The sequence below is a fragment of the Bradyrhizobium sediminis genome, assembly GCF_018736105.1.
Taxonomy (GTDB): Bacteria; Pseudomonadota; Alphaproteobacteria; order Rhizobiales; family Xanthobacteraceae; genus Bradyrhizobium.
In genome coordinates this window covers 2,983,418-3,002,514 of record NZ_CP076135.1, presented here as the reverse complement: position 1 = coordinate 3,002,514, position 19,097 = coordinate 2,983,418, and the positions used below count along the sequence as shown (strand labels likewise).

Here is a 19,097-nt window from a genome sequence, read left to right as displayed (position 1 = left end):
GGTGAAAAGATCGCGTCGTCGAATTCCTAGCGCACGACTCCTTCCACGGCCCAGCAAACGCGGGACGTGTGTTGACGGCTGACGATGCGCACTGATCTAATCATGAGACGCAGATACCACGGACATCGCGCAAGATCAAGGGATGTGGCTGGCGTTGCTCACATCCTCAAGGCGAGCTCTCCTGAGCTGACTCGAAGTCTCCCTCGGGGTCATATGGTCAGAGGATCTGGCGAGGCAGTTCCTGCGAGCTTTCTTTATCGCTTCCTGCGTCTTTGGAGGGAATGGAACGTCGGGCAGGTCCGGAATTGGCACTAAGCGGAACTCCCGCCGTGCCCGACGAGAGTCCGCAATGCTCAGCAAAACGGACATCCGTCAACGCCATGGACTGATGAGTTCACGCCCTAAGAGTCTGACCGAAAAAGCAGTCAATATTTTCAGACTCTTTCCAAGCAGTTGAAAACGATTCACTTTCCGTCATGGCCGGGCTTCGTCCCGGCCATCCACGTCTTACTTGCCTAGATGCAGCTAAGGCGTGGATGCCCGGCACATCTAGCGCGAAGACGCGCTTCGCGCTTTTGGCCGGGCATGACGACCTTTGCTTGAGAAGCCTATTTCATTGGCTACTTTTTAAGTCAGCACCTCACGCCGTCACGCGCTGCGGCAGCAGTTCCGCGATCTGGACCGCATTCAGTGCGGCGCCCTTGAGCAGCTGGTCTGCGGATACGAACATCGAGATCGAGTGGCCACTGGGGTCGCTGAGATCCTTGCGGATGCGGCCGACCAGGACGTCGTCCTGGCCCGACGCGTCGATCGGCATCGGGAAGTAGTTCTTCTGCCGGTCGTCCACGATCCTCACGCCGGGCGCGCCCGACAGGATCTCGCGCACTTCCTGCTCGGTGATCGGTTTCTCGCATTCGAAGGTGATCGCCTCGCAATGGGCGCGCAGCACCGGCACCCGCACGCAGGTCACGCCGATGGCCATGCGGTCGTCTTCGAAAATCTTTCGCGTCTCCTTGATGACCTTGGTCTCTTCGTCGTTGTAGCCGGTCTCGGGATCAACAGCCGTGTTGTGGCTGAACACGTTGAAGGCGTAGGGATGCGGGATCACCTTGGGCGTGAAGGGCCGCCCGTCGAGGCTGGCGCGGGTCGATTCCAGCAGTTCCTCCATCGCTGCCGCGCCGGCTCCGCTGGCGGCCTGATAGGTCGACAGGATCACGCGCTTGATGCGGTTCGCCTTGTGGATCGGCCACAGCGGCACCAGCGCTGTAATCGCCGAGCAGTTCGGATTGGCGATGATGCCTTTGTGGTCGCGAATCCTGATAGCGTTGATCTCGGGGATCACCAGCGGCACGTCGGGATCCATCCGGAACGCCGACGAATTGTCGACCACGACGGCGCCGGCCTTGACCGCGATCGGCGCGAACTTCCTGGAAATGCCGCCGCCGGCCGAGAACAGCGCGATGTCGACGCCGTCGAAGGAGCGTTCGTTGAGCTCCTCGATCAGGATCTTCTGCCCGCGGAAGTCGACGGTCTTGCCGGCCGAGCGGGCGCTCGCCAGCGCCTTCAGCCGGCGAACCGGAAATGCGCGCTTGTCCATGGTGGCGATGAATTCGGCGCCGACGGCGCCGGTCACGCCGACAATGGCAACAACGGGTTCGTTCTTCACATGTATCTCCATTTATTTGAGCATGCCCTCCGCGCAAACGCTTCGCGTTTGTCGCTGGGAAAACCGGTGCCCACTTTTCCGGGGCATGCTCCAGGCAATAAAAAAGCCCCGGTCCTTTTCAGGCGGGGCTTCGGTTCAAGATGATGCGGTGGTGTACCTACGTGCGCACGTCTCCCGAAGCCCGGCAGGGCTTGGTGGTTTTCGCGGTGCGTTTGGTGGTGGTCGTCATGGGGCGGGCTTATGCGGGAGATTTCTGACGGCGTCAACGCCTTTCGCACCGAAAATCTGATGCAACGAGGTTGAACAGGGCGTCCCTGTCACGCCATAAGCTGACGCATGAGCCTTGCCAATCACTTCGACCTCATCGCGACCGACGGCGCCGCGCGCACCGGCAGGCTGACCACGCCGCACGGCGTGGTGCGGACGCCGGCGTTCATGCCGGTCGGCACCGCGGGCGCCATGAAGGGGATCCACTGGCGCGAGGTGCGCGACGCCGGCGCCGACATCGTGCTCGGCAACACTTATCATCTGATGCTGCGGCCGGGCGCCGAGCGCATCGCCGCGCTGGGCGGATTGCAGCGCTTCACCGGCTGGAATGGCCCCATGCTGACCGATTCCGGCGGCTTCCAGGTGATGTCGCTGTCCGAGCTGCGCAAGGTCACGGAAAACGCCGTGACCTTCCGCTCGCATCTCGATGGCGCCAAGGTCGAATTGTCGCCGGAACGCTCGATCGAGGTGCAGCGGCTGCTCGGCTCCGATATCGCCATGCAGATGGACGAATGCGTGCGGCTGCCGGCCGAACGCGCCGACATCGAACGCGCCATGCAGCTGTCGCTGCGCTGGGCCGAGCGCAGCAAGCGCGCCTTCGAGAGTGCTGCGCCCGGCTACATGCTGTTCGGCATCGCGCAGGGCGGCGACGTGCCCGAACTTCGCCATACCAGCGCACGCGGCCTGGTCGAGATCGGATTCCACGGCTATGCGATCGGCGGCCTCGCGGTCGGCGAACCGCAGGCGGTGATGCTTGCCATGATCGAGGAGGTAGCGCCGATCCTGCCCGAGGGGCGGCCGCGCTATCTGATGGGCGTCGGCACCCCCGAAGACATGCTGGAGGCGGTCGCGCGCGGCATCGACATGTTCGACTGCGTGATGCCGACCCGCAACGGCCGCCACGGCGTGGCGTTCACGCGGTTCGGCCAGGTCAATCTGCGCAACGCCCGCCACGCCGACGATCCGCGGCCGCTGGATGAGGAAAGCGAGTGGCCGTCGACGCGCGATTGCGCGCGCGCCTATTTGCATCATCTCGTGAAGTCGGGCGAAACCTTGGGCGCTATGCTGTTGTCGGAAATCAACGTCGCCTATTACCAGCGCCTGATGCAGGACATCAGGGACGCGATCGCGAAGGGAACGTTCGAGGAGTTTCGTCAGCGCACCCGCGCCGATTGGGCGCGCGGCGACATCGCGCCGCGCTGAAAGGTGAGCGCATAGAAAGTCTTCGAGCGAGGTGGGACCCGGTCCGCGTCAAGCGAACGCGTCAAACAAGGCCCTAGTTACAGGCAAACCTCTTGACCGAATGCCTGGTGACGAAGCCGTAGCCGCAGGTGTCGCAGGTCCAGAGATAGCTGATGACGTGGTCCGACAGGTAGGCGGAAGCTTCGGCGGCCACCATGGAATCGGCGCAGACAGGGCAGCTCGGTAAATCACAGCCGCGCGGGGCGGGGTTGGACGCGACGGTCGGCAGGAATTCAGCGACTGCTGGCATCGTGACCTCCTTGCGATCTGGACCTCTTGGGCGCTCTGAAATTAGATTGCTGCACTCTCAAATTAGACTTTAGCATATACCGATCTGTTTGACGATGTCGCAACAGAAATGCGTTGGTTTTATGCTGTTTGGCCGCGCTTCTGTTTTGCAATGCAGCGAAACTCTGGCGCAGCCAGTTCCGGCTTGCATGCCGCCTCAAGCTCACCCTAATGAGGGAACAGCTTCTATCTTCATACACATTGCTTGCACAGGAGTTTGCCATGGACGCCTCGTCAGCCACGAGTGCAGTGCACCGTCCCGGCCGGGGCCGGGTTTTCGACTCGATCGTCGATGCGGTCGGCGACACGCCGATCGTTCGTCTGCGCAAACTGCCGCAAGCCCATGGCGCGCACGCCACCATCCTCGCCAAGCTGGAGTATTTCAACCCGGCGGCGAGCGTGAAGGACCGCATCGGGGCGGCGATGGTCATCGCGATGGAGAAGGCCGGCCTGATCAACGCCGACACCGTGCTGATCGAGCCGACGTCGGGCAATACCGGGATCGCGCTCGCCTTCGTCGCCGCCTCGCGCGGCTACCGGCTGAAACTGGTGATGCCGGAATCGATGTCGATCGAGCGCCGCAAGATGCTGGCCTTCCTCGGCGCCGAGATCGTGCTGACGCCGGCCGCCCAGGGCATGAAGGGCTCGATCGCCACCGCCGAAGAACTGGTGCGCACGACGCCGAACGCGGTGATGCCGCAGCAATTCAAGAACCTCGCCAACCCCGAGATTCACCGCCGCACTACGGCGGAGGAAATCTGGAACGACACCGGCGGCAATATCGACTTCTTCGTCGCCGGCGTCGGCACCGGCGGCACCATCACCGGCGTCGGGCAGGTGCTGAAGCCGCGCAAGCCCGGCTTGCGGGTGGTCGCGGTGGAGCCGGAGGAAAGTCCGGTGCTGTCGGGCGGACAGCACACCCCGCACAAGATCCAGGGCATCGGCGCCGGATTCATTCCCGACATCCTGGACCGCTCCGTGATCGACGAGATCATAAAGATCAACAGCGCGACCGCGATCGAGACCTCGCGCGCGCTGGCGCGCAACGAGGGCATTCCCGGCGGCATTTCCTCCGGCGCGGCGATCGCAGCCGCGCTGCAAATCGCCAAGCGGCCGGAGAACGCGGGCAAGACCATTCTTGCGATCGTGCCGTCATTCTCCGAGCGCTATCTGTCGACGGCGCTGTTCGAGGGGATATAGCGCCATGGCGGATCAGCCGAGACGGCCGCGAACCCTAAACGACGCACGCACCGAGGCGGAGGCGGCGTTCAAGAAGACCACCACCAAGGTTCCGGAGGCGCCGCCGAAGAGGGCCGCGCTTCCGGGAGTGAAGGAACTGGTGTCGCTGCGGATCGATCAGGACGTGCTCGAGCACTTCCAGGAGGATGGACCGGGCTGGCAGGATCGCATCAATGACGCCTTGCGAAAGGCCGCGGGCAAATAGGCTGCGCTTTGCCGCGACGCCTGCTCGGAAAGCGACCATGCGCCGGCGCCCGGCCGACCGACAACCGGTTCCGCTCGTCGCGCTGTGGCTCGGACTTGGCCTGCTAGGGCCCGGCCTGCTGACGGCGCCGGCGCTGGCCGAACCGGTGCCGTTCTCCTGCGTGATCTTGCCGGGTGACGAGATCGCCAGCATCACGCTGACGAATTCGCTCGCCGGCGACGCCTCCTGCATCGTGACCTGCAGGTTCCAGACCACCAAGTACAACAACAATCCGCAGATTACCTGCGCCAAGCCGGTTCCGGCCGGCAAGGAAGTGCAGATGTGCCGGCTGACGTCGGGCGGCGGCGACAAGATGGTGAAGCTGCGGGAAGGGCACGCCGAGTGCACGAGATTGCCGCGAGCCGTGAACTAAAAAGCCTGGCACGAGCCGGGCTTTTTGCTGGTTGATGTGATGGCCCTGGACCGGACGATCAGCGACGGAACATGCCGCCCACCATGCCGCCGACCACGCCGCCGACGAAGGCTGCACCGGGATCGCCGCCGCTACGCTGCGGGGCGGGGGCGCTGCCTCCGCTGCTCCGCTGCGGCTGCGCGCGGCGGACCGGCTTCTCATCGGAATCGCTGGAGGCGGTCGGCACCGCGGCGACGATTTCCGTCAGCAGCGCCTTGTGCTGCAACCTGTTGAGGTAGCCGCTCTTGGGATAGCCGCGGGCGGCCTGCCAGCGCGTGATCACCGCGCGGGTCGAGTCGTCGAACTTGCCGGTCACCTTGGTGTCGAAGCCGAGACCGTTGAGCCGGCGCTGCACGTCGCGGCGCTGGCCCTTGTCGAGGCCGATCTGGTCTTCGGTGGTCTGATTGGCTTCGTCCTTGAACGTTGCGGGATCGATGCCGGCGGTGAGGTTGCGGGTCGCCGTCGATGAACTGTCCTTCAGGGAGGCGATCCGCGCCAGCGCCAGCGACCGGAATTGACCATTCGGATAGCTGCTCAGGTAGGCGTTGAGCTCTTCGGGCTTGTTCGATTCCCGCACCGAGCGCCAGAACTCGACTTCGACGTCCGAATTGCCGGAGGAGGCAACGGCAGCGGGCGCCGACGAAGCCGCGGCCGTGGCCGCCGGCGCCGCAGCCCCGTTCAAATAGACCGCGCCGATCAGGTTGGTGTGTCCCCAGGGCAGTTGGCCCTTGTTGGTTTCCTCGTTGACCTGGGCGCGGACCTTGGTCATCGCCTGCTGGATCTCGACGCCGGGTGTCGTGATGTTGGCGATCAGCGCACGGGTGAACGGGCTGTTGGTGCCTTCCTTGCCGTCGAGCGCGGTTTGCCCGGGACCGGTTGCGAATGCGATCAGCGTGCCTTCGCCGGATTTCATTTCCGCAAGACCGGTCTGCACGTTGACGCTGCGGGTCGCGGCATTCGACTTGATCTTGGCGGCAAACGGGTTGTCGCGGCAGGCGTCGAGGAACACCAGCTTGACCTTGGCGTCGCCCATGGTCTGTTCGAGCGTCAGGTCGATATTGATGGCGGCGCCGAGCTTGACGTCCATTTCCGATTTGATGTCGGCGTCGATCGGCAACAGATAGTTGGTGCCGCTGATGGCGATGCCGTGGCCGGCATAGAAGAACACCGCGACGTCGGCGCCTTGCGCCTTCTTGCCGAACTCGAGCAGCCGCTCGGTCATCTTGTCGCGGGTCAGATTGGTGCCTTCGACAACCTCGAAGCCGACATTGCGGAGCACGCTCGCCATCGACTTGGCGTCGATCGCGGGATTCGGCAGCGGCTGGACATTTTTGTAGACGCCGTTGCCGACGACAAAGGCGACACGCCGGTCGGCCTTGGCCGACTGGGCGGCGAATACCATGCAAATCAGGGAAAGAATCAGGGTGAGGTAGCGCATCAAAAATCCCCCAGTGGAATCGGGCGTCTCAGGCAGCGACGCGCCGTGCAAGTTTACACGAAAAGACCATGCTTCGTGCCACAAAAAATTGAGCCCTTGCCCAATTTTCGGCGATGGTCGTCCGGCGGAATCAACGGTAGCAAGCCGGCATCCGCGCTTGCGTGATCTAGATCACAATCCGGCGCGAGCGGTCCGAAAAAAGCACCGGCCGGCGCTGAACCGCTCAGGTTGCGCGCGCGGCAACCGATGCTGGCGCTTTCAGGTTCAACAGATTGCCGGCGAGGATCAGCGAGGCGCCGAGCACGGTGAACATGTCGAGCCGCTCCGAATAGATCAGCCAGCCGGCGGCGGCGGAAAGCGGCACCCGCAGGAAATCCATCGGGATCACGACCGTCGCATCGGCGTGCAGCATCGCGCGCGCCATGCAGTAATGTGAGAACGTGCCGCAGAATGCGATCACCACGATCCAGCCCCAGGCCCAGGCCGACGGCCAAATCCAGACATGGATCGACGGCAAGAATCCGGCCGCCGACTGCACCGCCAGCATCCAGAAGATGATGGCGAGGGTATTTTCGGTGCGGGTCAGCGACTTGACCATGGCGATGGAGATGCCGAATCCGACCGCCGCGGCGAGCGCGATCAACTGGCCCGGATTGATCTCGCCGGTCGAGGGCCGCACGATGACGATGACGCCGACGATCCCGAGCACGATGGCGGCCACCTTCCACACCGTCATGCGCTCGCCGAGAAAGGCCGCGGCGAGAATCGCGGTCCAGATCGGCATGGTGAATTCGATCGACACCACCTGACCGAGCGGAATCAGCGTCAGCGCGAAGAACCAGCCGAGCTGCGCGCCGTAGTGAATGAGATTGCGCGCGACATGCTGCAGCGGCCGCGACGTCTTCATGGCCGCAAAGCCGCCGGCGCGGCGGATCAGCGGGTACAGCATCAGGAAGCCGAGGACCGAGCGCACCTCCATGATCTGGAACACGTTCAGTTCGCGCGTCGTCTCGCGGCCGGCCACCGCCACGATCAGCATCAAAGCGAGCCATCCGGCCATCCACAGCGCGGCCCTTGGTATGGAAGGGGTTCGGTCCATCGTTATGTGATTGCCAGGCATCCCGCGCGGCGCGCGGCGCATAGAGACGGTGAGGGCAGGCCGGTATCGGCGACATCTGGCGAATATGCAACGCGCAAATATGCCGATGCAGTGATGCGCGGCGCCGAAATCGGGGGTGGGAGAGCCCGCATAAACGGTGCTAAGGAGCGGGTGAAATCAATTCCGGGGGAACTCTTCATGCTCACCTTGCAACCGGCCGAATGGTCGAAGCCACGCGGCTTTTCGCACGGCGTCGCCGTCGATGGTCCGGGCCGATGGATCGTGCTGGCCGGCCAGACCGGTGGCGACGAGAAGGGCGACTATGCGCCCGACATGGCCGCGCAGGTCGGCACGGCGTTGCGACGCATCGTCAAGCTGCTCGGCGAGGCCGGCGCGGGACCCGAGCATATCGTCCGGCTGACCTGGTACCTGACCAGCCGCGAGGAATACCAGGCTGCGGGAGCGGGAATCGGCGCGGCCTGGAAGGAGACGCTCGGGCGAAATTTCCCGCCCTCGACGCTGCTCTACATCTCGGGCCTGGTCGATGAGCGCGCCAAGGTCGAGATCGAAGTCACCGCATTCGTACCGAAGGCTTGAAGGAAAATCCCAAGATGACAAAGCGATCCACATCCGCAGACTATGTGACGGCCTTCGCCACCGGCTGGCCCGAGCAGCAGCCCGATATCATGGTGCTTTCGCTGACGACGCATAAGGGCGTTCAGGATTTCGCGATGAACAAGGAACAGGCCCTGCTGATCGCAAAGACCATGAAGGAAACCGCCGCCCGGCTGGTGGTGCCCAAAGGCGGCAAGACCAGCTAGATCTGGGCCTCATGGTTCGAGACGCGCGAAGACGCGCTCCTCACCATGAGGGACTGAGACCTCATCCTGAGGAGCATCGCCAACGGGTCGCGCGAATGCGCGCCCGATGACAGGCTCCGCGATGCGTCTCGAAGGATGGAGCATCTGAGGTGGAAATGGCTCTGGCTGGGCCGATCGCGGCGAGGCAAGGCTATCTGCGGGACAGCGAAATCGATGTCACCCGGAACGTGCCCTGGGAGCGGATCACGACGGATTGCTTGTTGCCGCGCGTCGTCAACGCAATGCTCGCGGTGAATCCGGGGCCGCTGGCCATGACCTGAAAATTGCCGCCGCCACCGCGGCCGTCGAGGTTGCCGCTGACATTGCGAATGCTTTCGCTCCAGGTCCCGGACAGCGTGCCGGCCTGGGCGATGACGTTGCTGGCGAGATTGAATTTGTAGCTGTCGCTGGCGCAGGTCAGGGACTGGTTGAGACCGTTGCCGCCGGCGCCGACGGCATAGCTGGCGCGGCACCTGATACGCTCGGTCGATCCGTCGTCCAGCGTGATGGTGCCGCCGCCGGACCAGTTGCCGGCCATCCCGGCGAACGGCCCGGACTGCGCATAGCCGGCGGAGCCGGACGCTGCCACCAAGAAAAACGCGACGGCTGCGAATGTCAGCCGTCGCGTGAGCGCGAAGAATTCCGTTGTTGGGTTCGGCTTATTGCCGCGATGCTTCCCAGCGACCGCTGCACGGTACACCCGCGGATGCCCCATTCCACTTCCCCGATCCGGTCTTGCCGCTGAGCTGGCCGTTGGCATATGCACCATTGATCGAGACTCGCACAAGACCCTCGCGGCCGACGGTTCCGGCGGGCGCGCCACCGGCGGAGACCTTGCCGTCCGACACGGTCAGGGTGGAGCTGGTGCTCGGCTCGCAGCTGCCGCTCTTGGTCACAACCGTGACATTCCAGAGCCCGTCATATGAGTTGTCGGCGGCCGTGGCCGGAGCGGCGCCGAGGGCGCCTGCAGCGGCGAAGGCGAAAAAAGCGGCGCGAATGCGATTGTGGCGCATAAATCAAATCCCCGTGTGTGTGATGAGCGGCTTATTCACGTACAATGTGTTCAAAATTTGCTGCATCGCGATAGTGAAAAAATTACCAATTATATCAGATGGTTAATGGACGGATTTATTCCGCTGCGGGAGCGGAATTTGTTCCGAATGGCCACCGTTGCCGGTAAAATATTACTTTGGTAGATTCGGGGCGTTGGTCGCGAACTGCTCGTCCTGCGGTTTGGCCGGCAGGGCGTGGTGGGCCTTGGCGTAGTCGATGACCTCGGCCAGCAGCTTCTGGCCGAGCGGCGCCAGGGCGCGTTCCCACAATTCGCGCGCCGTTTCGCCCTTTTTGACGAAGCACCATTCCTGCGCGGCGATCGCACCGGCGTCCATGCGGTCGGCGAGATGGTAGACGGTGCCGCCGGCGATCGGATCGCCTTCCCGGATGGTCCATTCGACCGCGGCGATGCCGCGGTGCCGCGGCAGCAGCGAGGGGTGGTAGCCGATGCCGCCGAACCTGGCCGCGGCCAGCGCGTCCTCGCCGATGCGGGCGTGGCTGTGCGCGGTCACGATCAGGTCGGTACCCGCTGCGATCTCCGAGGCGACCACGAGCCTGGGATCGGCCTGCACGATGACCTCGATCCCCGCCGCCTTGGCGGCGGCGGCAAGCCGGTCCTCGGCATCGGCGACCACCACCCTGACGATATCGACGCCGTGCTGGCGCAGCATGTTCAGGGTCGTGACGCCGAAATGGCGGGAGCCGACGAGGGTAATCCGCATGGTGTTCCGTTCCGTCCTTTGCAAAGGCGCCCCGTCGATAACACGTCGCAGCCCACTGTCACCCCGCCCGCATCGGGACGGTCGGGTTATCAACAGGCCGGGGGATCCCGACGGATTGCCCAACTCCTCACAAAAACATCATTCGCAGGCGGCTTGCACCGCGCAACGCCGCGGGATTACGCTGATTGCATTGCGGGCCGGGTCAATGTTGGAGTTTTTTCCATGCAAAGAGCTTCCCTTGTCGCAGTACTGATTGCTTTCGCATCCTTGCCGGCCGGTGTGGTGCTGGCCCAGACCTCATCCGGCAGCGGCACGGGGGCGACGACGACAGCACCGGCGGCCGCAACAACGCCACCGCCTGCCGCAACGACGACACCGGCGCCCGCGGCCACAACGACGACGCCGCCCGCGGCATCGACCACGCCACCGGCTGCCGCCTCAAAGGATGCGACGACGACCGAACCGGCCAAGACCAAGAAGAAGGCCGCAAAGAAGGAAACCAGGCAGCAGGAGATCGACAGGTCGATCGACCAAGGCACCGTCCCCTCGCGCTATCGCAGCCAGGTGCCGAAGGAGTACCAGCAATATATTCCGTTCGATAAGCGGTAGCCGGCGCGGTCGGCGGGCACTCCGCAATTCAGCCACAGAGCCGCGATCAAAACCGGTCTGCACCTTGAAGCGAGGCTGTCCAGATGCCGAAAAAGGGAATTACCGGACACGACGAATGGGTTGTCACGGAAGCCTTGGCCACGGCGCTGGTCGCGCTGGAACAGCTGCCGCCGGTCAACCAGCCGCGCGCCCACATGGAAGATGTCAAGAAGCTGCTGGCCGCGGGTTGCCAGCCCGGCAGCGTGAACCTGCATCTGGCGCAGGCGAAATGCCGATTGTTTCCCGACCGCGATCCGCTGACGATCTATCGGGAGTACGGGCTGGAGGACGGGCAGGGGTAAAGAGCGATTCCACCGTGAGGTCCGCAACGCCTTTGCCGCCGCATCGGACCCGTGCGGTCTCCTCACGCCGTACCCAGGAGATCGCCGGGGAGGGATTTGAGAAAGCTGCGGAACGGTCGCGTCGTGCCCACGCCGCGTGAGAAAACCAGACTGCCCTGAAGCATCATCACGCCGCGTTCGGCGCGTTTTCGCGCAATCGTCCTGTTCACGCCGGCGTCGGTCAACACGGTGGTCAGCGCATCGATCCAGGCATCGAAGGTCTGCCGGATCAGGTCGGTGAATGGCCCGTCGTGAATCCGCGCCGATGACAACATGTTGAGCAGGCAGGCCTGCTTGCCGCCGGAATAGAAGGCGTCGAGTTGCCGGACCATGTCGCCGATACGGTCTTTCGGCGCGCCACCGCCCTTGAGCGGCGACAGGATGTGTTTGTCGAGCCAGGCTCCGGCGGTCTGCAGCACTTCGCGGGCCATCTGCTCTTTGCCTCCGGGAAAGCGATGGTAGAGGCTCGCCTTCTTCAGGCCCGACGCCTCCGCCAGCAGGGTCAGCGACGCGCCTTCATAACCGACATCGCGAAACACCCGGCCCAGCCGGTCCATCAATTCCGCGTCTTCGACCGCTACCTTGCGTCCCATCGGGATCACTGCTCCGCTTCGTTCAAATCATTGTAACCGAACGACCGTTAAAATGGAACTTGACAGGGGCGCCCCGCGACTGCCAATTGTATTATACCGAACGTTCGGTAATTATACAATCGATCAACAGGAGCTCCCATGTCGAAAACAGCCATCTTCATCTATTCGGACCCCAAGGCCGGCTCCGACGAGGCGCTGGGCCGCCTCTTCAATGCGATGTTCGTCGCCTACGAACTTCAGGAGAAGAAGCAGGAGGTCGCGCTCATCTTCCAGGGGGCGGGGGTGCGCTGGGTGAACGAGGTCGTCAAGCTCGACCACCCCGCCCATGCGCTCTACGACGCCGTGAAGGATACGGTGGTCGGCGCCTGTCGCGGCTGCGCCGATGTCTTTGGCGCCACCGACGGCGTCCGGGCGGCGGGGCTGTCGCTGATCGACGAGAAGGCGATCCCCGGCACATCCGGCATCGTTGACGTCTCCAAGTATCTCGACGCGGGCTACCGTGTCCTGACGTTCTGAGCCGTCGTCACGGCCAGAGGTGCCGCATCCTGATGCGGCACCCACGTCGCGGCGAATACGACGGCGGCGTCGCAAACCGTCGCGTCAAGCCGCATCTCCGCGAACTGTCGGAGCAGCAAGCGGTCCTCGAGCAGGTATCGCTGCCGGGCTTCGGCGATAGGCGCCCGGGGAGACTCCAAAACTGCGCTTGAATGCCTTGCTGAAGGCTGCCACCGAGTCATAACCGCAACGTTCGGCCACGCGGTCGATGGTCATGCCCGATTCCTTCAGCCATTGGGCGGCGATCTGCATTCGCCAATCCTTGAGGTATTCGACCGGCGAAGCCCGATCAATTTCCTGAATTTGTCAGTCAGCACGGTCTTCGACAGTCCGACGCGGGTGCAGAATTCGGCGATCGTCCAGGGATGCCATGGCTCCTGGTGAATCAAGTGCAGCACGGTCGCCAGCCGTCGATCCTGCATCGCCGCGAACACTCCCTGCCTAACCAGATTTGCTTCGATGCAATGGCGGATGACGAGGATGAAGAGACTGTCGCATAGCCGCTCGATCACCGAGTCGCTGCCGAAACGCGGGCTCGCCGATTCCGCAATGACGAGTTCGATGAGCCGCGCCGATGTTTCGCCGGCTTCGGTTTTCCGGATGACGATCTCGGCGGGTAGCGTGCGCCACAGCGGGGACTGCGGTACGGCCAGTTCGATTTCCCCGCAGACAAAGCCGGCCTCGCCTTGATCAAAGTTGGTGAGGCGCGTGCCCTCCATGTCGCCGGGAAGGTGGGCCGGGCTGTAGGAGAGGAAGTGTTGCGCGGCGTGCGGCAGAAACAGGATCAAATCGCCGTCCGCCAATTCCAGCGGCGCCGCCCATGCCGGCGAGTGGACCCAGCCCCGGCCCTTGCTGACGAGATGAAACCAGATCGACTTGTCGGAGTTGTGGTCCATCAGCCATTGCCCGCACACGCCGCCGGCATAGACCAGCTTCGCCCGCAGATTGAGACCGTTCGCCAGCGCCGTCAGTGCGTCCAATTTCATCCTCCGAACTTACGGACATGAATTCCGGAATCTCGCGCATGGTCGCGCGCGTCAGGCTGCATTAGCTCTGCCTTACTGTCACGCAGACATGCAGAGCAATCGGCAAGCTGGATCTGCTTCCTTCCCGACGCCCACCAGGAGAGCCAACACCATGACTGAGATCGCAAGACTGACGCTGGAGAAGAAGAGCCGCGACAACGCCGAGCCGCGCGCGAAGGCCGCTCTCGAGGCCGTGCAAAAGGGCCTCGGTTTCGTCCCGAACATGTATGCCAACATGGCAAACTCGCCGGGCGCGCTTGAAACGTATGGCGTCGGCTATGGTTTCTTCCGCGGCGAGGGCGGCTTCACGCCGGCGGAGCAGGAGGTCGTGTTCCTCACGATCAGCCATGAAAACGGCTGCGAATACTGCATGGCCGCGCACAGCATGGTCGGCGAGAAGATGTCCGGGGTCCCGGCGCCCGTTCTTCATGCATTGCGTTCGGGTCTGCCGCTGCCGGATGCAAAGCTGCAAGCGCTGTCCGTCTTCACGCGCGTCATGGTGGCGAGCCGCGGCAAACCGACCCGCCAGGACCTCCAGCTGTTCCTCGCCGCAGGCTTCAGCGAACGGCAGGTGCTGGAAATCATTCTCGCCATCGCCGTGAAAACCATCAGCAACTACTCGAACCACGTCTTCCATACCGAAGTCGATCCGGTATTCGCGGCGTATCGCTGGGAAACGCCGAAGGCGGCATAGCGCCGGAAATCTGCAGTTGGCGCGCGTGCCGGACGGTCTACCGCTCCGGCACGCGCCTGGTTTCCGCGCCGCCGTGCCCGGGATCAGGCTTCCAATGACGTTGCGCGTTGCGTAATCGATAGCAACGATGCAATCCGGGGGACGTCTCGATGAACAAGCTCACTGGGATTCGCGCCTGCGTCTTCGACGCCTATGGCACGGTGTTCGATTTCGCCACCGCTGCCTCGCGCTGCCCGGATATTCCGGAACAAAGTCGCGCCGCCCTGACGACGCTTTGGCGCGACAAGCAGCTTCAATACACCTGGCTGCGGACGCTTCAGGGCCGCTATGTCGATTTCTGGCAGGTCACCGGCGACGCCCTGGATTTCGCGCTGGATAGTCTTGGAATTCGAAAACCGGGTCTGCACGAAACGTTGATGGAGCTCTATCGCACGCTCGCCGCCTTCCCGGAGGTATTCGACGTGCTTCGTTCCCTGCGCCAGTCCGGCTTTTCGACGGCCATCCTCTCCAACGGATCGCCGGCGATGCTGGAGGCGGCCGTCGCCGGCGCCGGGCTCGGCGGGCTGTTCGATGCCGTGCTCTCCGCCGATGCGGTCGGCGCATTCAAGACCCATCCCAAGGTCTATCAATACGCGCTGGATCGACTGGGAGTGCCTGCCTCCGCCGTATCGTTCCAATCCTCCAATGGATGGGACGCCTATGCGGCCTCGGATTTCGGCATGCGGGTGGTCTGGTGCAACCGCTACGGACAACAGCGCGAACGATTACCGGGCGCGCCGGATCATGAAATCCGCACGCTGGCTGAACTGCCTGCGCTGCTGTCCCGGGCGGGGGACTGACCCCGAGAGGCCTGCGACCATCTGTACCGGCGGCCGGGCATCGCATGTCGCGGACGGATGATTATCTGGGAAACTTCGACGTCAGGAGTCTCCCATGCGCTGGATCGCCGCGGTATTCGCAGCGCTGCTCGTGCTGCTGCTGGTGTATGCGGGCTCGGCTTACGTCTCGCTGAACGGGTTGGTCAAGGCCGCACGCGCGGCCGATATCGACGAAGTCATGGCCCGAACCGACCTGGAGCGAACAAAGCGTTCGCTGGTCGATCAGATCGTCGGCGCGTACCTGAAGCGACTGGGCGAAAAGCGGCCCGTTAAGCCCCTGGAGCGAATGGTGGCCCATACCTATGGCGCGTCGATCGCCGACGCTCTCGTCGGAAAAATGCTGACCAAGGAAAATCTGGCCTCGTTGCTGCAAGATGGCAAAGTCAGAGGTGTCGACGGGGTCACGAACCTATCGCTGGAACCGCTGAAAACGATCGAGCTGTCGGACCTCGGCCAAGTCATCCGCAGGATCTCGTTGGTGAAGCCAGTCGAGTTCGCTATTCGACTCGGAGACGCCGAAGATGCCAGCGGAATCAGCCTTCATTTCAACGGCGCGGGATGGCAACTCTCCGGAATCCAGCTGCCCGCGAAGGTCGCCCAAACGCTCGCGGCGACGCTGCCGGTGAGATAGAGGGCGCGACGCGCCGCCATTGCACTTGATCAAGCTGACGAGCGGCCACGAAATCACGCCGTAGCTTTGGGTAAATCCGGACAGGAGAGGTGAGGCCGGTCCGGAAAATTCCGCGTACTAGTCACACATCACCACTGAGCCGTCGCGGATGTTTGACCCACAGGGTTTTGTCCAGGTTCCCCTGAAGCCGTCATCTGTTTTTTCCCCCGAGATTCGGCCGCCCCCGGCGTTGATGCCAACATCAGCTTTTTCGGGCCTGTCCGGCTTCTCGACTGGCCCAGTCGCGAACCGGGAGCAAAACAGTCCACTTGGAAGGGCTGTTTGGGCTTCACGCTGGTGCAGGTAATCAATTCGGACGATGCTAACGCTTCGAAAGCTCTTGATATGGGCTAAGCCATTTGACACTCTTTGGGACGGGAGTGTCCTGAGATCGAGGGCTATCATGCAAAGATCATTGATTGGCGCCGCTGCCTTTTCGATTGTCGTCCTTTGTAGCAGCAGCGCATACTGCGGACCTTATCCCTTCGGCGATGAACCGTACCGGCTGAACTGGGGATACGATCCCGAGATCCAATCGGGCTGCTGGAAGTGGAATTGGCAGCAGCATCATTGGGACAACTACTGTCCTGTCTATGTTCATCCCAAAGCATATATGTACCCGCGCTCATCGCGCGTGGTGTTGCGAACCAGAGGTTGACGGTCAGCTGCTAAGGGCGAGGCTACGCTCGCGTGGCCTCGAGATTTGGTGTCAGGAATGCTGAATCGTACAGGCGACCTGGGTATGCTTGCCGAAATTCAGTAGTGCATTCTCGCGGAAGCCGTCCAACCAGACCCCTCGGCCGGCGTAGCGATAACCCACACCCATCGGTACAAGCCGAACGTGCATCGCATTGCGAGGCGACGTGAAGAGGGAGGCGGTAACAATCTCCCCGACGACGCTGACGGCGATCGGACAAAGCGGATACTGCCGGCCGTTTTCGCAAGTGAAGACAATCTCGGAACAGCCGCCTTGGCCCGACGTCATCAGGCCGAGATCCGCCGCAGCACTCGGCCGCGAAGCGGCGCCAATGGCAAATCCCATGAAGGCTGCGATCAAAATAAACTTGCGAAATCCCGCATGCATGGCCGCCCCCAAGGCTGATGTAATGTCCGTTATCAGAGCAAAAATGGCCTACAAGGTCAAACAGATATTGAGCGGATCAACTGGTTCGAGAGGTAGCCAAAAGGGCCTAATCGGGCGCAGTTGGGCCGGCGACTTCTGCCGGCCCGTCAAAAAACGATAAGGCGTTACACCCTTCGAAAATCGCGGTGAGCTTAATTGGCGTCAGCCACTTCGCAGGCAACGCTTGGGCTACTCCCGACGGGTCCAATATTGACGCGAGAAAACTGTCGCACTTCGTGAGCCAAGATCGGTCCCGGGCTCGGCCAAACCATTACCTTTGTTCCTCCTGTTCGGTCTTCGCCGACCCAACAGATCAGTTCGATAGAATCTATCGCCTTGTCCGTATTGTTTGAGATTTTGAAACTTGCGATGCCATTGTCGTCCTCGCGCCTCTGCCACTGGAACGAACTAATCGGGACTTGCTCGGCAATGCCAGCCGCGCCCGCCGCTGGCGGCGTTGAGGTCTGGCAGATCGCGGGACCGATCAGGCCAACCAGGGAAATTGCGGCTGCTATGAACTTCATTTCGGCCGTTCCCCAGCTCAAGAATGAAATCATTCCGCAGTCCGCGATACCGCGCAAGGGTTTGGAGGTCGTCACTTCCCGCGCGCTCCCAAGCCCCTGCTTGGCGGCGTCTGGCCCGCACGGGCCGGTCGCGATGCAATTGAGAGTGGATCGCAAAGACCTTTGTGCTTTGGCGCGGTTTTCGATTCGGTCGCCTTTGTTAATCCTTGATTCAGTGGAAGACACCTTTAATGCTGGGTCGCTGAGTCACCAACGACGAGCGAGGGGCGCGACAGGGTGGTTCGGGCAAGGACGGGGGGAAGTTCAGGAATGTCGTTCGGGGATCGTGTGACTAATTCAAGAATATCCGCTCGATGCCTTTGCCTCGTAATCGCATTGGTCGCAGTCGGGCCGCTTGCATCCCGAGCCAGCGCAGAGGCGCTCGAAGGTCCCACTTTTCGAAAGGGGATGTGGCACTTTGTAAGGACGCTCGAGCTGGTTGTGTCCTCGAAGATCAGGCATAAATTGCTGGCGCGAGAAATGACGCGCTGTGTTGATCCCACACAGGCCATGAAGGTCACTTTTTCGCAGGCCCCTGTTGGAAGCTGCGTTTCGGCAAAGCCGGAAAAGTCGGGCAATAAGTACACCTTCTCCAATCGGTGCGACTATATGGGGCCGGTCAGCACCGTCATAACCGTTCACAGCGATGAATCTTACACCGAAGCCAACGAACTCACCGTCGGCAAGATTCCGAGGTCGGAATTGGTCGTGGCGCGGAGGGTAGGGGATTGCGACGGTGATGCAGGAAATTCCGGCCGGCAGGCTGTCTTGTCACACTGACCGCGGGGTTTGGGGCAGATCCGAAGTATTTGACGGAAGCCCCGATCGCCTTCCTGCGCGGAGGGGCGACCGGTAAGCGACTTCTCGGGGTTGGTGGGTCGACGTAGTCCGTAAATGTCTTAAAAGGTGCATTTGTCGAAAGGTGCACCTTTGACGAGATTTCCTGCAAGGCAAGAGGCGTACTTCTGCCTCTCAAATGGCGGCGATCGTTCCGTCGACCAGGACGGTGCTAGATCTTCTGCTGGGCTCCGGCTCCAGCAACTTTAACGGTGATTTTCTGGATTTCCGTGCGTCCGCCCGGGTATTTGACCTCAATCGTCAGAACGTCATCGCCCAGGAATTCCGGCGGCGACTTATAGAACGCAATATAGGCCGGCACTTCCAGAGCCAGGCATGCCTTGTAGTTGGTAGCTTTCACCTTGGCGGTCTTGACCACAACCTTGCCGGAGGTGGGCGGCTTGGCCAGCCGGATGGTCGGGAGTGGGCCGGACGTACAGTCGGGCAGCACGTTGAGGTAGACACCTATTCGGGTGTCCTGGTTTGGCACGGCCTTGACCGAGCGTTCCACCATCTGGGTCTGCGCATTCGCCGCGCCTGCCCAGCCTGCGCATGCGGCTACCCCAAAGACCAGCAAAACCCCCCTCATTAACGGCTCCATTCAGCAACGACGCCTTTGGCAGGGCTCGGATGCGAGTGC

26 protein-coding genes are annotated in these 19,097 nt (G+C 62.5%); 13 read left to right on the top strand and 13 right to left on the bottom strand.

The features are described 5' to 3' along the window. Window positions 1-640 precede the first annotated feature (640 nt). Window positions 641-1,678, bottom strand: coding sequence for an aspartate-semialdehyde dehydrogenase (locus KMZ68_RS14310; protein WP_215611950.1), 1,038 nt, complete (start codon window positions 1,676-1,678; stop codon window positions 641-643). 324 nt (window positions 1,679-2,002) lie between these two features. Between KMZ68_RS14310 and tgt the strand changes: the two genes are divergently transcribed. Beyond that, window positions 2,003-3,136, top strand: coding sequence for a tRNA guanosine(34) transglycosylase Tgt (gene tgt / locus KMZ68_RS14305; protein ID WP_215611949.1), 1,134 nt, complete (start codon window positions 2,003-2,005; stop codon window positions 3,134-3,136). A gap of 73 nt (window positions 3,137-3,209) precedes the next feature. Here tgt and KMZ68_RS14300 read toward each other — a convergent pair whose 3' ends face one another. Next, window positions 3,210-3,425, bottom strand: a complete 216-nt coding sequence (locus KMZ68_RS14300; RefSeq protein ID WP_215611948.1) for a hypothetical protein — start codon at window positions 3,423-3,425, stop codon at window positions 3,210-3,212. A 260-nt stretch (window positions 3,426-3,685) separates the two neighbouring features. Between KMZ68_RS14300 and cysK the strand changes: the two genes are divergently transcribed. Genes cysK through KMZ68_RS14285 form a run of 3 tightly spaced genes read left to right on the top strand, consistent with a single transcriptional unit; the run spans window position 3,686 to window position 5,319 of the window. After that, complete coding sequence (gene cysK / locus KMZ68_RS14295) at window positions 3,686-4,663, top strand: cysteine synthase A (RefSeq protein ID WP_215611947.1); 978 nt, start codon at window positions 3,686-3,688, stop codon at window positions 4,661-4,663. 4 nt (window positions 4,664-4,667) lie between these two features. Then, complete coding sequence (locus tag KMZ68_RS14290; RefSeq protein ID WP_215611946.1) at window positions 4,668-4,907, top strand: BrnA antitoxin family protein; 240 nt, start codon at window positions 4,668-4,670, stop codon at window positions 4,905-4,907. Between the two features lie 37 nt (window positions 4,908-4,944). Further along, a complete protein-coding gene (locus KMZ68_RS14285) occupies window positions 4,945-5,319 on the top strand; it encodes a hypothetical protein (protein WP_249779359.1) in 375 nt (124 codons plus the stop codon). A gap of 58 nt (window positions 5,320-5,377) precedes the next feature. On the opposite strand, the gene KMZ68_RS14280 is transcribed toward KMZ68_RS14285, so the two are convergent. Together KMZ68_RS14280 and KMZ68_RS14275 are read right to left on the bottom strand one after the other, a co-directional pair. Then, on the bottom strand, window positions 5,378-6,796 hold the full coding sequence (locus tag KMZ68_RS14280; RefSeq protein WP_215611945.1) for a caspase family protein: 1,419 nt from the start codon (window positions 6,794-6,796) through the stop codon (window positions 5,378-5,380). A 223-nt stretch (window positions 6,797-7,019) separates the two neighbouring features. Further along, on the bottom strand, window positions 7,020-7,895 hold the full coding sequence (locus KMZ68_RS14275; RefSeq protein ID WP_215611944.1) for a DMT family transporter: 876 nt from the start codon (window positions 7,893-7,895) through the stop codon (window positions 7,020-7,022). 198 nt (window positions 7,896-8,093) lie between these two features. Here KMZ68_RS14275 and KMZ68_RS14270 point away from each other — a divergent pair, with 198 nt between their 5' ends. After that, the gene (locus tag KMZ68_RS14270) at window positions 8,094-8,492 is read left to right on the top strand and encodes a RidA family protein (protein ID WP_215611943.1); all 399 of its coding nucleotides are present in this window, start codon (window positions 8,094-8,096) and stop codon (window positions 8,490-8,492) included. A 14-nt stretch (window positions 8,493-8,506) separates the two neighbouring features. Further along, on the top strand, window positions 8,507-8,716 hold the full coding sequence (locus KMZ68_RS14265) for a hypothetical protein (protein WP_215611942.1): 210 nt from the start codon (window positions 8,507-8,509) through the stop codon (window positions 8,714-8,716). Window positions 8,717-8,906: 190 nt separating this feature from the next. On the opposite strand, the gene KMZ68_RS14260 is transcribed toward KMZ68_RS14265, so the two are convergent. The 3 genes from KMZ68_RS14260 to KMZ68_RS14250 form a co-directional block, all read right to left on the bottom strand. Beyond that, window positions 8,907-9,470 (bottom strand): hypothetical protein, encoded by a 564-nt coding sequence (locus KMZ68_RS14260; protein WP_215611941.1) that lies wholly within the window; start codon window positions 9,468-9,470, stop codon window positions 8,907-8,909. Next, window positions 9,415-9,768, bottom strand: a complete 354-nt coding sequence (locus tag KMZ68_RS14255; RefSeq protein ID WP_215611940.1) for a hypothetical protein — start codon at window positions 9,766-9,768, stop codon at window positions 9,415-9,417. Before KMZ68_RS14255 ends, KMZ68_RS14260 begins: the two co-directional genes overlap by 56 nt. A 171-nt stretch (window positions 9,769-9,939) precedes the next feature. After that, window positions 9,940-10,530, bottom strand: coding sequence for a formyltransferase family protein (locus KMZ68_RS14250; protein ID WP_215611939.1), 591 nt, complete (start codon window positions 10,528-10,530; stop codon window positions 9,940-9,942). A 222-nt stretch (window positions 10,531-10,752) separates the two neighbouring features. Between KMZ68_RS14250 and KMZ68_RS14245 the strand changes: the two genes are divergently transcribed. Continuing rightward, entirely contained in the window at window positions 10,753-11,139 is a 387-nt protein-coding gene (locus KMZ68_RS14245; protein ID WP_215611938.1) for a hypothetical protein, read from the top strand. Between the two features lie 83 nt (window positions 11,140-11,222). Beyond that, a complete protein-coding gene (locus KMZ68_RS14240) occupies window positions 11,223-11,480 on the top strand; it encodes a hypothetical protein (protein WP_215601903.1) in 258 nt (85 codons plus the stop codon). A gap of 62 nt (window positions 11,481-11,542) precedes the next feature. Here KMZ68_RS14240 and KMZ68_RS14235 read toward each other — a convergent pair whose 3' ends face one another. Continuing rightward, window positions 11,543-12,112 carry a TetR/AcrR family transcriptional regulator gene (locus KMZ68_RS14235; RefSeq protein WP_215611937.1) on the bottom strand — a complete coding sequence of 190 codons (570 nt, stop codon included), beginning with the start codon at window positions 12,110-12,112 and terminating at the stop codon, window positions 11,543-11,545. 138 nt (window positions 12,113-12,250) lie between these two features. Here KMZ68_RS14235 and KMZ68_RS14230 point away from each other — a divergent pair, with 138 nt between their 5' ends. Further along, entirely contained in the window at window positions 12,251-12,628 is a 378-nt protein-coding gene (locus KMZ68_RS14230) for a DsrE family protein (protein ID WP_215611936.1), read from the top strand. 84 nt (window positions 12,629-12,712) lie between these two features. Here the strand turns inward: KMZ68_RS14230 and KMZ68_RS14225 are convergent, their stop codons facing one another. Next, window positions 12,713-12,919: a helix-turn-helix domain-containing protein gene (locus KMZ68_RS14225; protein ID WP_215611935.1), complete on the bottom strand. Its 207-nt coding sequence runs from the start codon at window positions 12,917-12,919 to the stop codon at window positions 12,713-12,715. Continuing rightward, window positions 12,895-13,647, bottom strand: coding sequence for a cupin domain-containing protein (locus tag KMZ68_RS14220; RefSeq protein ID WP_215611934.1), 753 nt, complete (start codon window positions 13,645-13,647; stop codon window positions 12,895-12,897). The genes KMZ68_RS14225 and KMZ68_RS14220 overlap by 25 nt, the downstream gene beginning before the upstream one ends. Window positions 13,648-13,804: 157 nt before the next feature. Between KMZ68_RS14220 and KMZ68_RS14215 the strand changes: the two genes are divergently transcribed. From KMZ68_RS14215 to KMZ68_RS14205, 3 genes are all read left to right on the top strand, one after another. Continuing rightward, the gene (locus KMZ68_RS14215) at window positions 13,805-14,386 is read left to right on the top strand and encodes a carboxymuconolactone decarboxylase family protein (RefSeq protein WP_215611933.1); all 582 of its coding nucleotides are present in this window, start codon (window positions 13,805-13,807) and stop codon (window positions 14,384-14,386) included. 149 nt (window positions 14,387-14,535) lie between these two features. Further along, complete coding sequence (locus tag KMZ68_RS14210; RefSeq protein WP_215611932.1) at window positions 14,536-15,225, top strand: haloacid dehalogenase type II; 690 nt, start codon at window positions 14,536-14,538, stop codon at window positions 15,223-15,225. A 94-nt stretch (window positions 15,226-15,319) separates the two neighbouring features. Beyond that, the gene (locus KMZ68_RS14205; protein WP_215611931.1) at window positions 15,320-15,895 is read left to right on the top strand and encodes a DUF2939 domain-containing protein; all 576 of its coding nucleotides are present in this window, start codon (window positions 15,320-15,322) and stop codon (window positions 15,893-15,895) included. A 748-nt stretch (window positions 15,896-16,643) separates the two neighbouring features. Here the strand turns inward: KMZ68_RS14205 and KMZ68_RS14200 are convergent. Both KMZ68_RS14200 and KMZ68_RS14195 read right to left on the bottom strand, forming a co-directional pair. Then, a complete protein-coding gene (locus KMZ68_RS14200; RefSeq protein ID WP_371741329.1) occupies window positions 16,644-17,018 on the bottom strand; it encodes a hypothetical protein in 375 nt (124 codons plus the stop codon). 191 nt (window positions 17,019-17,209) lie between these two features. Beyond that, window positions 17,210-17,656, bottom strand: coding sequence for a hypothetical protein (locus KMZ68_RS14195; protein ID WP_215611930.1), 447 nt, complete (start codon window positions 17,654-17,656; stop codon window positions 17,210-17,212). 372 nt (window positions 17,657-18,028) lie between these two features. Between KMZ68_RS14195 and KMZ68_RS14190 the strand changes: the two genes are divergently transcribed. Beyond that, a complete protein-coding gene (locus tag KMZ68_RS14190) occupies window positions 18,029-18,400 on the top strand; it encodes a DUF3617 domain-containing protein (protein ID WP_215611929.1) in 372 nt (123 codons plus the stop codon). Window positions 18,401-18,629: 229 nt separating this feature from the next. On the opposite strand, the gene KMZ68_RS14185 is transcribed toward KMZ68_RS14190, so the two are convergent. Next, window positions 18,630-19,034: a hypothetical protein gene (locus tag KMZ68_RS14185; protein ID WP_371741328.1), complete on the bottom strand. Its 405-nt coding sequence runs from the start codon at window positions 19,032-19,034 to the stop codon at window positions 18,630-18,632. Window positions 19,035-19,097 lie beyond the last annotated feature (63 nt).

What these genes read in the sequence shown, in the direction of transcription:
- KMZ68_RS14205 (WP_215611931.1), top strand. Translation starts at nt 15,320, where the DNA reads ATGCGCTGGATCGCCGCGGTATTCGCAGCGCTGCTCGTGCTGCTGCTG.
- KMZ68_RS14300 (WP_215611948.1), bottom strand. Translation starts at nt 3,425, where the DNA reads ATGCCAGCAGTCGCTGAATTCCTGCCGACCGTCGCGTCCAACCCCGCC.
- KMZ68_RS14260 (WP_215611941.1), bottom strand. Translation starts at nt 9,470, where the DNA reads ATGGGGCATCCGCGGGTGTACCGTGCAGCGGTCGCTGGGAAGCATCGC.
- KMZ68_RS14200 (WP_371741329.1), bottom strand. Translation starts at nt 17,018, where the DNA reads ATGCATGCGGGATTTCGCAAGTTTATTTTGATCGCAGCCTTCATGGGA.
- KMZ68_RS14240 (WP_215601903.1), top strand. Translation starts at nt 11,223, where the DNA reads ATGCCGAAAAAGGGAATTACCGGACACGACGAATGGGTTGTCACGGAA.
- KMZ68_RS14275 (WP_215611944.1), bottom strand. Translation starts at nt 7,895, where the DNA reads ATGGACCGAACCCCTTCCATACCAAGGGCCGCGCTGTGGATGGCCGGA.
- KMZ68_RS14310 (WP_215611950.1), bottom strand. Translation starts at nt 1,678, where the DNA reads ATGGAGATACATGTGAAGAACGAACCCGTTGTTGCCATTGTCGGCGTG.
- KMZ68_RS14190 (WP_215611929.1), top strand. Translation starts at nt 18,029, where the DNA reads ATGTGGCACTTTGTAAGGACGCTCGAGCTGGTTGTGTCCTCGAAGATC.
- KMZ68_RS14250 (WP_215611939.1), bottom strand. Translation starts at nt 10,530, where the DNA reads ATGCGGATTACCCTCGTCGGCTCCCGCCATTTCGGCGTCACGACCCTG.
- KMZ68_RS14290 (WP_215611946.1), top strand. Translation starts at nt 4,668, where the DNA reads ATGGCGGATCAGCCGAGACGGCCGCGAACCCTAAACGACGCACGCACC.
- KMZ68_RS14235 (WP_215611937.1), bottom strand. Translation starts at nt 12,112, where the DNA reads ATGGGACGCAAGGTAGCGGTCGAAGACGCGGAATTGATGGACCGGCTG.
- KMZ68_RS14270 (WP_215611943.1), top strand. Translation starts at nt 8,094, where the DNA reads ATGCTCACCTTGCAACCGGCCGAATGGTCGAAGCCACGCGGCTTTTCG.
- KMZ68_RS14210 (WP_215611932.1), top strand. Translation starts at nt 14,536, where the DNA reads ATGAACAAGCTCACTGGGATTCGCGCCTGCGTCTTCGACGCCTATGGC.
- KMZ68_RS14265 (WP_215611942.1), top strand. Translation starts at nt 8,507, where the DNA reads ATGACAAAGCGATCCACATCCGCAGACTATGTGACGGCCTTCGCCACC.
- KMZ68_RS14225 (WP_215611935.1), bottom strand. Translation starts at nt 12,919, where the DNA reads ATGCAGATCGCCGCCCAATGGCTGAAGGAATCGGGCATGACCATCGAC.
- KMZ68_RS14230 (WP_215611936.1), top strand. Translation starts at nt 12,251, where the DNA reads ATGTCGAAAACAGCCATCTTCATCTATTCGGACCCCAAGGCCGGCTCC.
- tgt (WP_215611949.1), top strand. Translation starts at nt 2,003, where the DNA reads ATGAGCCTTGCCAATCACTTCGACCTCATCGCGACCGACGGCGCCGCG.
- cysK (WP_215611947.1), top strand. Translation starts at nt 3,686, where the DNA reads ATGGACGCCTCGTCAGCCACGAGTGCAGTGCACCGTCCCGGCCGGGGC.
- KMZ68_RS14280 (WP_215611945.1), bottom strand. Translation starts at nt 6,796, where the DNA reads ATGCGCTACCTCACCCTGATTCTTTCCCTGATTTGCATGGTATTCGCC.
- KMZ68_RS14285 (WP_249779359.1), top strand. Translation starts at nt 4,945, where the DNA reads ATGCGCCGGCGCCCGGCCGACCGACAACCGGTTCCGCTCGTCGCGCTG.
- KMZ68_RS14245 (WP_215611938.1), top strand. Translation starts at nt 10,753, where the DNA reads ATGCAAAGAGCTTCCCTTGTCGCAGTACTGATTGCTTTCGCATCCTTG.
- KMZ68_RS14255 (WP_215611940.1), bottom strand. Translation starts at nt 9,768, where the DNA reads ATGCGCCACAATCGCATTCGCGCCGCTTTTTTCGCCTTCGCCGCTGCA.
- KMZ68_RS14215 (WP_215611933.1), top strand. Translation starts at nt 13,805, where the DNA reads ATGACTGAGATCGCAAGACTGACGCTGGAGAAGAAGAGCCGCGACAAC.